Annotated in this window: 12 protein-coding genes; 8 read left to right on the top strand and 4 right to left on the bottom strand. The window is 67.7% G+C overall.

Going from position 1 to position 11,864, the window contains the following annotated elements:
• Positions 1-213 precede the first annotated feature (213 nt).
• Complete coding sequence (locus AOK23_RS16505; protein ID WP_055713470.1) at positions 214-915, bottom strand: DUF5324 family protein; 702 nt, start codon at positions 913-915, stop codon at positions 214-216.
• Between the two features lie 363 nt (positions 916-1,278).
• Between AOK23_RS16505 and AOK23_RS16500 the strand changes: the two genes are divergently transcribed.
• Positions 1,279-1,812, top strand: coding sequence for a peptidylprolyl isomerase (locus tag AOK23_RS16500; RefSeq protein ID WP_055713469.1), 534 nt, complete (start codon positions 1,279-1,281; stop codon positions 1,810-1,812).
• A gap of 156 nt (positions 1,813-1,968) precedes the next feature.
• A complete protein-coding gene (locus tag AOK23_RS16495; protein WP_055713468.1) occupies positions 1,969-2,856 on the top strand; it encodes a rhomboid family intramembrane serine protease in 888 nt (295 codons plus the stop codon).
• 302 nt (positions 2,857-3,158) lie between these two features.
• Here AOK23_RS16495 and crgA read toward each other — a convergent pair whose 3' ends face one another.
• Entirely contained in the window at positions 3,159-3,413 is a 255-nt protein-coding gene (gene crgA / locus AOK23_RS16490) for a cell division protein CrgA (RefSeq protein ID WP_055520005.1), read from the bottom strand.
• Positions 3,414-3,555: 142 nt separating this feature from the next.
• Between crgA and AOK23_RS16485 the strand changes: the two genes are divergently transcribed.
• Genes AOK23_RS16485 through AOK23_RS16465 form a run of 6 tightly spaced genes read left to right on the top strand, consistent with a single transcriptional unit; the run spans position 3,556 to position 8,035 of the window.
• Positions 3,556-4,401, top strand: coding sequence for a DUF881 domain-containing protein (locus tag AOK23_RS16485; RefSeq protein ID WP_055713467.1), 846 nt, complete (start codon positions 3,556-3,558; stop codon positions 4,399-4,401).
• Positions 4,402-4,428: 27 nt separating this feature from the next.
• A complete protein-coding gene (locus tag AOK23_RS16480) occupies positions 4,429-5,121 on the top strand; it encodes a class E sortase (RefSeq protein WP_055713466.1) in 693 nt (230 codons plus the stop codon).
• A 53-nt stretch (positions 5,122-5,174) separates the two neighbouring features.
• Positions 5,175-5,336 (top strand): hypothetical protein, encoded by a 162-nt coding sequence (locus AOK23_RS46820; protein WP_107102800.1) that lies wholly within the window; start codon positions 5,175-5,177, stop codon positions 5,334-5,336.
• Positions 5,333-5,983 carry an aminodeoxychorismate/anthranilate synthase component II gene (locus AOK23_RS16475; RefSeq protein ID WP_055713465.1) on the top strand — a complete coding sequence of 217 codons (651 nt, stop codon included), beginning with the start codon at positions 5,333-5,335 and terminating at the stop codon, positions 5,981-5,983. Before AOK23_RS46820 ends, AOK23_RS16475 begins: the two co-directional genes overlap by 4 nt.
• On the top strand, positions 5,980-7,266 hold the full coding sequence (locus AOK23_RS16470; RefSeq protein ID WP_055713464.1) for a class E sortase: 1,287 nt from the start codon (positions 5,980-5,982) through the stop codon (positions 7,264-7,266). The genes AOK23_RS16475 and AOK23_RS16470 overlap by 4 nt, the downstream gene beginning before the upstream one ends.
• Before the next feature lie 25 nt (positions 7,267-7,291).
• Positions 7,292-8,035: a class E sortase gene (locus AOK23_RS16465; RefSeq protein WP_055713463.1), complete on the top strand. Its 744-nt coding sequence runs from the start codon at positions 7,292-7,294 to the stop codon at positions 8,033-8,035.
• Positions 8,036-8,159: 124 nt separating this feature from the next.
• Here AOK23_RS16465 and pknB read toward each other — a convergent pair whose 3' ends face one another.
• Together pknB and AOK23_RS16455 are read right to left on the bottom strand one after the other, a co-directional pair.
• Positions 8,160-10,175, bottom strand: a complete 2,016-nt coding sequence (pknB, locus tag AOK23_RS16460; protein WP_055713462.1) for a Stk1 family PASTA domain-containing Ser/Thr kinase — start codon at positions 10,173-10,175, stop codon at positions 8,160-8,162.
• A 169-nt stretch (positions 10,176-10,344) separates the two neighbouring features.
• Complete coding sequence (locus tag AOK23_RS16455; RefSeq protein ID WP_055713461.1) at positions 10,345-11,817, bottom strand: peptidoglycan D,D-transpeptidase FtsI family protein; 1,473 nt, start codon at positions 11,815-11,817, stop codon at positions 10,345-10,347.
• Between the last annotated feature and the right edge of the window lie 47 nt (positions 11,818-11,864).

Here is an 11,864-nt window from a genome sequence, read left to right as displayed (position 1 = left end):
CAGCCCTGTGGGCCGGAAGACCATCAAGTCTTCCGGCCCACAGGGCTGTTGAAGGCGCCGCGCCTCAGACGGGCCGGGGCGGGCACACTCGTATCAGCCGCGGGCCAAAGCCCCGGCTTCCGGCCTCCATGGCGGCACCCGCTGGCTTCCACGGCGCCACGGCCGACCTCGATCACGGCACCGCCAGTGCGTCGGCGGCGGCGCTCGCTCGTCTCAGCGACGGTCGTCGCGGTTCGCCGCTTCGTCCTCGGCCTGCTTCGCCTCGACCTCGGGGTCGAGGGCGGACTCGTCGCTGCCGCCCACGGAGGACAGCCGCCCGGGCTCGGAGACCTCGGTGGCGGCGGGGGGCTCGACCAGCCAGTCGGGGTTGGCCTGCTTGTCCCACCACTTCCAGGCGGCGAAGGCGCCGCCCGCGAGGACGCCGATCACGGCCACGCCCTTGAAGACGCGGCCGGCCCTGGCGCGACGCTGCTGCTTGCGGATGAGCTTCTGGATCTGCTCGGGCGACACCTGACCGCGCAGCGCGGCCAGCGCCGCCACGCTCCGGGCCGTGGCCTCCTCCCGCATGGGGCCGGCAGCGGCCACTGCCTGCTCGAGTCGCGGGCGGGAGTAGTCGGCGGCCTGGCGGGCCGCCTTCCGAGTGCGCACGGCGGCCTCATGCGCCGCGCTGTCGATCTTCGGCGGTACGTGCGTGCGTGCCTGTTCCAGACGCGGGACGACAAGGGCGCCGTACTGGACGCGTGCCTGTTCCGCGGCCTGCGACACCTTGGGCGCCATTTTCACGCGCGCCTCGTGTGCGTAGTGCGAGGCCTTTTCCTTGGCCGTGTCGGCGTAGGGCGCCACCACTTCCGCGGCGTGCAGCACGCTGTCCTTCGCCGAACCGGTCGCGGCGCGCACGCTGTCGATGCGGGTCACGGGATCCTCCTCCTCGGTGGCGTACGGTATTTCGACTTTCCACCCTTTTGGCGATCATGCCTCTCGGAACGCTCTGAGGCATGTGAGGGCGGGCATCCGGGTCATGCGAGCCGGCTCCGCGCGGTCAGGAAGCCGGGAACCGTTCGCGATCCGGTGCTGTGCAATTGCGGATGAATACGGGGCAACGGGAGCTTGTCCACGACAGTGCCGACAATGCCACGGATCGTCGCCAAGCGCGCCGATACCGTGGGTACTCGACCCGTTTTTGGTGCGCATGCCGGACGAGGGCGTGGCCGTCGGGCGACTCCGGGCGCCGTCCGTGCGAGGATCGGGGAAGTCACAGAGGACAACGGAAGGCAGATCGTGGCTGAGCAGCTGTACGCCACCCTGAAGACAAACCACGGCGACATCGCGGTGCGGCTGCTGCCGAACCACGCGCCCCAGACGGTCAAGAACTTCGTCGAGCTCGCCAAGGGCGAGCGCGAGTGGACCCACCCGGCGACCGGCCAGAAGTCCACGGACAAGCTCTATGACGGCACGGTCTTCCACCGGGTGATCAGCGGATTCATGATCCAGGGCGGTGACCCGCTGGGCAACGGCACCGGCGGCCCTGGCTACCAGTTCGGGGACGAGTTCCACCCGGACCTCGCGTTCGACAAGCCCTACCTGCTGGCCATGGCCAACGCCGGTCCGGGCACCAACGGCTCGCAGTTCTTCATCACCGTCTCCCCGACGGCATGGCTGAACCGCAAGCACACCATCTTCGGCGAGGTCGTCGACGCGGCCAGCCAGAAGGTCGTCGACTCCATCGCGACCACCCAGACCAACCCCCGCACCGACCGCCCGGTCAAGGACGTCGTCATTGAGTCGGTCGTCGTCGAGACCCGCCAGGGCTGAGCCGCCCGAAGGCCCGCCACGCGGGCCGGGGCCTCAGGGGCGCCCGCGTGCGCCGGAACCGAAAGGTTCGCAAGGTCCCCAAGGGAACCATTCGCCCCGCTCATCCGTAAGGATGGGCGGGGCCGATGTGTTCCACACACGAGACGGAGGGGACCGATGGACCAGGTGCCGAGCAGCCCGCAGGACGCGCAGAGCCTGCCCACCTGCTACCGGCACCCGGACCGCGAGACGGGCATCCGCTGCACCCGGTGCGAACGCCCCATCTGCCCCGAGTGCATGGTCAGCGCCTCCGTCGGCTTCCAGTGCCCGGACTGCGTCCGCAACGGCTCGGGCACGGGCCACGCCCCCTCCGCCTCCCAGCCCCGCACCCTCGCGGGCGGCACCGTCAGCGCCGATCCCCGTCTCCTCACCAAGATCCTCGTCGGCGCGAACCTGCTGCTGTTCCTGGTGCAGACGTCGCTGGGCGACCGCTTCACCGACCGGGTCGACCTCATCGGGCGAGCCTGGGTCCCGGAGCTCGGGCTCCAGGGCATCGCCGAGGGCCAGTGGTACCGGCTTGTGACGTCGATGTTCCTGCACAGCGGCGTCACGCACATCCTGTTCAACATGCTCAGCCTCTGGTGGATCGGTGGCCCCCTGGAGGCGGCCCTGGGCCGTGCCCGCTATCTGACGCTCTACTTCGTCTCCGGCCTCGCGGGCAGTGCCCTCACCTACCTGCTGGCCGCGCCGAACCAGCCGTCACTCGGTGCGTCCGGCGCGATCTTCGGTCTCTTCGGTGCGACCGGCGTCCTCATGCGGCATCTCAACTACGACATGCGGCCGCTGGTCATCCTGCTGGTGATCAACTTGATCTTCACGTTCAGCCCGTTCTTCAACATCTCGTGGCAGGCCCATGTGGGCGGCCTCGTCGGCGGTGTCGTGGTCGGCTACGCGATGGTGCACGCTCCTCGGGAGCGGCGGGCGCTGATCCAGTTCGGGGTGTGCGCCCTGGTCCTGGCCACCGTCCTGATCATGACTGTGGTCAGGACTGCCCAGCTCACCTGATCAGCCCTGATTCACCGGTGAGCGGGCACCTGGACGATGTTGCTACAGCACTGTTGTCCACAGACCGTGGCGGATCTTGTGCATAGGGTGCGGGAACAGGTGTGCCCCCTGTCGCTCACCTGCGTTTCCGCAGGTCGGACAGGGGGCGAACATGCTTGCGAGGGTGACGGATCAGTCATACCGGCGTCAACGCCCGATGAGTTATCCACAGATCGTCGTTCTTTTTCCCCACTGTGGAAAACACCTGTGGATAACTCCGTGGATAGCTCTGGGGAGGGCTGGTCACACGGGTGTGGAAAGTGCTACTTCCACTGGGTCGAGACGCCGAATCCGGCGGCGATGAAGCCGAAGCCCACCACGATGTTCCAGTTGCCGAGGGAGTCGATGGGCAGCGAGCCGTCGGTCACATAGAAGATGACGATCCAGGCCAGGCCGATGAGGAACATGGCCAGCATGACGGGAGCCACCCAGCCGCGGCTGTTCAGCTTGATGGCTGTGGCCTGCTTCGACGGCGGCGGCGTGTAGTCGGCCTTCTTGCGGATACGTGACTTCGGCACGAGGGTCTCTCCTGTCGATGCGCTGCGTGGCCGCGCAGGGAACGGGGCGGGGCTCCGGGGCAGCGTACAAGGGGACACTGAATGCTCCCCCGGGCGTCCGTTAGCGTAGTGCTTCCGCGCCGCCTAAGGAGATAAGGGTACGTTGAGCAATTCAGCCGACTCCCCCAAGGCCGGTTCCGGCGACTCCTCCGGGCCGGGTTCCGGGACCGTCGAGTCCGACGGCTCCTCGTCCCTCGCGACCGGTGACGCCTCCGCCCGGGGCGGTGTCCGGCCCGTGCGCGTGCTCACCGTGGGGGTCTTCGCCCTCGCCGGGCTCATCTTCTTCACCAGCTTCGACACGGCCAAGGGCACGAACATCCGCACGGACGCCTCGTTGCTCAAGCTCTCCGACCTGATCCAGGAGCGCAGCCACAAGAACGGGCAGCTCGACGAGTCCAACGGGGTGCTCCGGGACGACGTCGAGGCCCTCGCCGAGCGGGACGACGGCAGCACCGAGGCCGAGGACGCACGGCTCACGGCGTTGGAGAAGAACGCCGGCACCCAGCGGCTCAAAGGCGAGGCCATCACCGTCACCCTGAACGACGCCCCGCCGAACGCCACCGCCAAGCTTCCCGGCTACCCCGAGCCGCAGCCCGACTACCTGGTCATCCACCAACAGGACCTGCAGGCCGTGGTGAACGCCCTGTGGCTGGGCGGCGCCAAGGGCATCAAGGTCATGGACCAGCGGCTCATCTCCACCAGCGCCGTGCGGTGCGTCGGCAACACCCTGATCCTCCAGGGCCGCGTCTACTCGCCGCCGTACAAGATCCAGGCGGTCGGTGACCCCGAGAAGCTCCAGAAGGCGCTCGCCGAGAGCAAGGCGATCCAGAACTACATGGTGTACGTCAACGTCTACGGACTCGGCTGGAAAGTCACGGAGGACGGGCCGGTGACTCTGCCCGGCTACTCGGGCACAGTGGATCTGCAGTACGCCAAGCCCGTGGAGTAGAAGCCCGTAACGGCAGCCGGGGGACCTGTGTCGGTGCGTGTGATCGTCAGGACCGTCAGCGAACTCTGCATCACCGTCGGCACCCTGATCGTGCTCTTCGTCGTCTACGTGCTCTTCTGGACCGGCGTGAAGGCCGACACCGAGATGGACCGCCAGGTCGACCTGCTCCAGGACCAGTGGGCGAGGCAACCGGTGCGACCGACCAGCGCGGCGGGGACCACGGCGAGTCCGAAGCCGCCCGCGCCGTACAAGGACGCGAAACCCTTCGCCCTCATGTACATCCCGCGTCTTGGTTTCACGTGGAACAAGCCTGTGCTGGAGGGCACCAGGACCAGCACCTTGAAGAAGGGGCTCGGGCACTACGCGAACACCGCTCAGCTGGGACAGAAGGGAAACTTCGCGGTCGCCGGCCATCGCCGCACCTATGGCGATCCCTTCAAAGATTTTCCCAAGCTGCGGGCCGGTGACGCGGTGGTCCTGACCGACGGCGCCCACTGGTACACGTACGTCATCGACAAGGGGCCCTATCGGACATTGCCCGCGGACGTCCAGGTCATCGACCCCGTGCCGAAGAAATCGGGCTACACGCGCGCGGGGCGCTATCTGACGTTGACGACCTGCGACCCGGAGTGGGGCCACAGCCATCGGCTCATCGTGTGGGGCCATCTCGAATCCACGAAGCCTGTGGAGTCAGGGAAACCTGAGGCACTACGCCGTTAGTCTGGTGGCGGTACGGCGTGAATCCGGTGCCGTGGTGTGAAGGAAGGGACGGCATGTACGGCTGGATCTGGCGGCATCTGCCCGGCAATGTGTGGCTGAAGGCGCTGCTTTCCATCGTGCTCACCCTGGCCGTCGTCTACGTCCTCTTCCAGTACGTCTTTCCCTGGGCGGAGCCCCTGCTGCCCTTCAACGATGTGACGGTGAACGACCAGTGAGTGCCGCCCGACCCGCCCGCATCCTCGTCGTCGACAACTACGACAGCTTTGTCTTCAACCTGGTCCAGTACCTGTACCAGCTGGGCGCGGAGTGCGAGGTGCTGCGCAACGACGAGGTGGCGACCGCGCACGCCCAGGACGACTTCGACGGTGTCCTGCTGTCCCCCGGACCGGGCACCCCCGAGGAGGCCGGCGTCTGCGTCGACATGGTCCGCCACTGCGCCGAGACCGGCGTGCCCGTGTTCGGGGTGTGCCTCGGCATGCAGTCCATGCAGGTGGCGTACGGCGGGGTCGTGAACCGCGCCCCCGAACTGCTGCACGGCAAGACCTCGCTGGTGGAGCACGAGGGCAGGGGCGTCTTCGCGGGCCTGCCGACGCCCTTCACCGCGACCCGCTACCACTCGCTGGCCGCCGCGCCCGCGACCGTACCCGTCGAACTGGAGGTCACGGCTCGTACGCACGACGGGATCATCATGGGCCTCAGGCACCGTGAACTTCCCGTCGAGGGCGTGCAGTTCCACCCCGAGTCGGTGCTCACCGAGCACGGCCACCGCATGCTGGCCAACTGGCTGGTGGAATGCGGGGACGAAGGCGCCGTGGCGAGGTCGGCGGGGCTCGCCCCGGTGGTGGGCAGGGCCACGGCGTGACAGCCCTGCGCCCCGAGCGCGAGAGTGCCCCCTACGGCGGCGAGGCCGCGTACGGGGGCGCCGAGTCGTTCGAGGCGGAGGATTTCAGCACCCTCCCCCCGGCCGATCCGCCGCAGCAGTGGTACGCCCCGCCACAGGCCCAGCCCCAGGAGATGGACTACCCCCAGGGCGACTGGTACGGCCGGCGGGACTACGCGGAGCCGTCCTACGAACCGCGCTCCAGGACGCCCTACGGGGAGCCCTTCGAGAACTACGAACCGACCGCCTACCAGGCGCCACGGCCCTCGGCCTATGAACCGGCCGTGCACGAGCACACCCCGGTCGACACCGCCCAGGAGCACCCTCCGATCGACGAGGAGACGGTGGCCCTCCGGGTGGAGGAGGCCCGGCGTCTGGCCGCCGAGGCCGAGGCGATACAGACGCCGCCCGCTCCAGGGGGCCGCGCGGCGCGCCGTAAGGCCGCCAGACGGCACGGGAGGCACGGAGGGTCCCCGGGAGCCCGGGCGGGCTCCGGAGCCGCTCACGGGCCCGACAAGCCCTTAGGGGCGGCAGGAGAGGCTTCGGCGCCGCTCTCCCGGGTCGAGGCACGGCGGGCTGCGCGAGCGCGCAAGCCCAGCATGGGCGTGGTCGCGAGCCGGGTGATCGGCGAGGTGTTCATCACCACCGGCGTGCTGATGCTGCTGTTCGTGACGTATCAGCTCTGGTGGTCGAACATCCGGGCCCAGCAGCAGGCGGGCCGGGAGGCGACCAGCCTTCAGGAGGAGTGGAAGAGCGGCAAGCGCGCGCCGGGCGCGTTCGAGCCCGGCCAGGGCTTCGCCATCCTGCACATCCCGAAGCTCGACGTGGTCGTGCCCATCGCCGAGGGCATCAGCAAGTCGAAGGTCCTGGACCGCGGAATGGTCGGGCACTACGACGAGAACAGCATCAAGACGGCGATGCCCCAGGACAAGACGGGCAACTTCGGTATCGCGGGACACCGGAACACCCACGGAGAACCGTTCCGGTACATCAATCGTCTGAAGCCGGGCGACCCGATCGTCGTGGAGACCCAGGACGCGTACTACGTCTACGACATGGCGTCGATCCTGCCCGTGACGGCGCCGTCGAACGTCAGCGTGCTCAATCCGGTGCCCCCGGGCTCGGGATTCACCGGGCCCGGCCGCTACATCACCCTCACCACGTGCACCCCGGAGTTCACCAGCAAGTACCGCATGATCGTGTGGGGCAAGATGGTGGAGGAACGGCCGCGCAGCAAGGGGAAGCCCGACGCGCTCGTCCAGTAGGGGCTCGATCAAGGGCGGATGAACTGTGGCAGTGACCACCGACGAGACCGAAGAGCGGACGGACACGTCCGAGACCGCGCCGAAGCGTCGTCGCATGGGACGGATCGCGATGGCGGTCAGTGTCTTCGGTGAACTGCTCATCACCGCGGGCGTGGTGCTGGGCCTGTTCGTCGTCTACTCACTGTGGTGGACGAACGTCCTGGCCGACCGCGAGGCCGGCGAGGAAGCGGACAAGGTCCGCGACAACTGGGAGGCGGCGGACGACAGCCCGGGCGCCCTGGACACCAAGGACGGCATCGGCTTCCTGCATGTGCCGGCCATGGAGAACGGCGAGGTCCTGGTCAAGAAGGGCACCTCGACCAAGGTCCTCAACGGCGGTGTCGCCGGCTACTACATGAGCCCGGTCAAGGCGACGCTCCCCACCACCGACAAGGACGGCAACTTCACTCTCGCGGCACACCGCGACGGTCACGGAGCCAAGTTCCACAACATCGACAGGCTCGAGAAGGGCGACCCGATCGTCTTCGAGACCCGCGACAACTGGTACGTCTACAAGGTCTACGACACCCTCTCCGAGACCTCGAAGTACAACGTCAAGGTCCTGTCGAGCATCCCCAAGGAGTCCGGCAAGAAGAAGGCCGGCAAGTACATCACCCTCACCACCTGCACCCCCGTCTACACCTCCCGCCATCGCTACATCGTGTGGGGCGAGCTGGAGCGGGTGGAACGGGTGAACGCGGAACGCACCCTGCCGAAGGAACTGCGCTAGCCGCGACTGTTTCACGTGAAACATCGCTATGGCGGCTGATTGCCCGGCTCCTACCGGAAAGACCGATGCCCGGCCCCTCTCCGGAGGGGCCGGGCATCGGTCTTGATGCTGGACGAGGTGGTGATCAGTCCTCGAAGCGGGCGCCGGTGAGGCCTCCGAAGAAGCCCCCGCCGTTGTTGCCGCCGTTGTCATTACCGCCGTTGTTGTTGCCGCCGAAGCTCACGGAGGCGAGGGTGATCGTCGTCTGGCTCGGCACGGCGTCGTTGCCGCCGTCCGGGTCCTGGTCGGTGACCAGCGCGGTGTCGCTCTGGTCGCTGCCCTGGGCGAACTGGATGTTGGTGAAGCCGTTCTGCTGCAGGATCTGCTTCGCCTGACCCACGGTCTGGCCGACCACGTTCGGGACCTTGGCCTTCTTCTCCTCGGCCTTCTTGCCGATCTGAATGGTCACCGTGTCACCCGGGTTGAGCTCGGTGCCCGCCTCCGGGTTGGTGGCGACGACCTTGCCGACGAGGTTGTCGTCGTCGGTCTCCACATCGGTGCAGGTGCCGACGAGGTCATTGGCCTCCATCTGGGCCTTGGCGTCGTCACAGCTGCGGCCCGCGACCGTCGGCACGACGGACTTCTCCGCCTCCTTGGCCACCGTCAGCGTGACCGTGGAGCCCTTCTCGCGCTTGCCGCTGTCGGGGTCCTGGCTGATCACGACGCCGGGCTTGCGGTCGGACTCCTCGTTCTTCCGCTCGACCACGAAGCCCTTCTCCTCCAGCTGGGCCTTGGCCTCGTTGAACTGGAGTCCGGTGACGTCGGGGACGGAGACCTTCGGGGCGCCCGTCGAGATCACCAGGGCGATGGTGTCGCCCTTCTTCACGGGGGCGTCGGCCGCAGGGTTCTGACTGCAGACGTTGCCGGTCTTCTGGTTCTCGCAGGCCTTCTGGGTAGTGGTCACCTTGAGGTCGACGTTGTTCGCCGCCTGTCTGGCTTCCTTCTCCGTCTGGCCGATGAAGTTCGGGGCCTTGAGGGTGTCGTTGCCCCCGTCCCCACCGGCGAACATCCACCGTCCGATGAGGATCGCGCCCACGAGCACGAGCACACCCGCGACGACCAGCAGGATCGTCGAGGTGTTGTTCTTCTTCTGCTGGCGGCGACGCCCCTGGCGGTCGTCATAGCCGTAACCGTCGTCCCCGTTCATCGGGGGCAGCATCGTGGTGGCGCCGGCGTCCTGGGAGCGCAGCGCCGTGGTGGCCTGGTCGTCCGGGTAGCCGCCGTAACCGACCGAGCCCATGGCCGCGGTGGCCGCGACGGGCTGGCCGTCGAGGCAGGCCTCGATGTCGGCGCGCATCTCGTCGGCGGACTGGTAGCGGTAGTCCGGGTCCTTGACCAGGGCACGCAGGACGATGGCGTCCATCTCCGGCGTGATCTCCGGATCGAAGACGCTCGGGGGCTGAGGCTCCTCCCGTACGTGCTGGTAGGCGACCGCCACGGGGGAGTCGCCGACGAACGGGGGACGGACCGTCAGCAGTTCGTAGAGCAGACAGCCCGCGGAGTACAGGTCGGACCGGGCGTCCACCTGCTCGCCCTTGGCCTGCTCGGGGGAGAGGTACTGGGCGGTACCGATGACGGCGGACGTCTGCGTCATCGTCATGCCGGAGTCACCCATGGCGCGGGCGATACCGAAGTCCATCACCTTGACCTGGCCGTTGCGCGTCAGCATGACGTTGGCCGGCTTGATGTCACGGTGGACGATGCCGTTGCGGTGGGCGTACTCCAGACCCTGGAGGATGCCGATGGTCATCTCCATGGCCCGCTCCGGCAGCAGCTTGCGACCGCTGTGGAGAAGCTCACGGAGCGTCGAGCCCTCGACGTACTCCATGACGATGTACGGGATCGAGACCCCGTCGATGTAGTCCTCGCCCGTGTCGTAGACCGCGACGATCGCGGGGTGGTTGAGCGAGGCGGCCGACTGGGCCTCCCGGCGGAACCGGGCCTGGAAGGTGGGGTCGCGCGCGAGGTCCGCTCGCAGCGTCTTCACCGCCACGGTGCGGCCGAGGCGGGTGTCCATCGCGAGGTAGACCTCCGCCATGCCACCACGGCCGAGCACCTGGCCCAGCTCGTACCGGCCGCCGAGGCGACGCGGCTCTTCCATAGCTTCCTACCAGCCCTCTCCGTCGGTCCCGACCGCACCTCTGTGTGGTCCGGCGGCTGTGCTCCGGGCATACGGTACCCGTCTCGCCTTTCATGACCTGGCCAACCGCGTCACCCGATACAGGACCGGTATCGCAACGTGCACCGATGTGGAGGTGACGTGAGCGGGGTCACTTCTTGCTGTTGATCACTGCCTGCATCACGCTCTTCGCGATCGGGGCGGCGAGACCACCGCCGGAGATCTCACCACGGTTGGCGCTGCCGTCCTCCACGACCACGGCCACGGCCACCGGCGAGCTGCCGTCGCTGAGCTTGGCGTAGGAGATGAACCAGGCGTACGGAAGCTCCTTGTTGTCGACGCCGTGCTGGGCGGTGCCGGTCTTGCCGCCGACGGTGACGCCCTCCGCGTTGATCTTGGCTGCACCACCGGTGCCGCCCGGATCGTTGACGACGGTCTCCATCATCTTCTGCAGCTTCTGAGCGGTCTCCGCCGAGACGGCCTGGGAAAGCGGCTCCGGGTCGTGCGACTCGATGACGTCGAGGTTGGAGGCGCGCAGCTGGTCGACCATGTACGGCTTCATCAGCTCGCCGTCGTTGGCGATGGCCGCGGAGACCATCGCCATCTGCAGCGGAGTGGAGCGGTTGGAGCCCTGGCCGATGCCGTCGAGCGCGTTCTGCGGCTCGTTGTCCACGGGGTAGACACTCTCCGCGGCGCGGACCGGGACGTCCAGCTCGGCCTCGTTGAAGCCGAACTTCTCCGCCTGCTCGATCATCTTCTCGTTGGTGACGCTGTCGCTGAGCTTGGCGAAGACGGTGTTGCAGGACACCTTCAGGGCCTCGCGCAGGGTGGCGTTCTCACACTTGCCGTGCTGGTTGGTGAGGTCGGTCCTCGTGCCGGGCAGCTGGTACGGGTCCGGGGTGTCCGTGGCCTTGTCGATGCCGTCGACGATGCCGTTCTCCAGGGCGGCGGCGGCCGTGACCACCTTGAACGTGGAGCCCGGGGGGTAGGTCTCGCGCAGCGCGCGATTCAGCATCGGCTTGTCTTTGTCCTTCTCAAGCTTGGAGAAGGCCTCGCCGTCCTTCTGGCTGACACCGGCGAAAACCGACGGGTCGTACGACGGAGTGGAGGCCAGGGCGAGGATCGCGCCGGTCTTCGGGTCGATCGCGGCGACTGCGCCCTTCTTGTCGCCGAGGCCCTCGAAGGCCGCCTTCTGCGCGGCGGCGTTGAGGGTGGTGACGACGCTGCCGCCCTCCTTCTTCTCGCCGGTGATCATGTTTAGCGTGTTCCGGAAGAACAGCCGGTCGTCGTTGCCGGTGAGGATGCCGTCCTCGAGGTTCTCCAGCTGGGAGGCGCCGACGATCTGCGACGAGTACCCAGTGACCGGCGCCCAGATCTCGCCGTTCTTCCAGGTCCGCTTGTACTTGTAATCGGTGCCCTTGGTGGCGACGGACCCGGTGATGGCCTTGCCGTCGACGATGATGTCGCCGCGGGGGGTGGCGTAGCGCTCGATGCCGACCCGGCGGTTGCTGTCGTCCGTCTTCAGTGAGTCGGCCTGGACGTATTGGATCCAGTTGTCGCGGATGAGCAGGGCCAGGACAAGGAGCCCGCAGAAGATCGCGATCCGGCGCAGGGGCTTGTTCACGGTCGGACCACCTGGGTCATCTCGGCGTCAGGGTTGGGGGCGGGTGA

It is taken from the genome of Streptomyces torulosus (assembly GCF_001419765.1).
Lineage (GTDB): Bacteria > Actinomycetota > Actinomycetes > Streptomycetales > Streptomycetaceae > Streptomyces > Streptomyces torulosus.
This window is presented reverse-complemented; position numbering and strand designations above follow the sequence as displayed.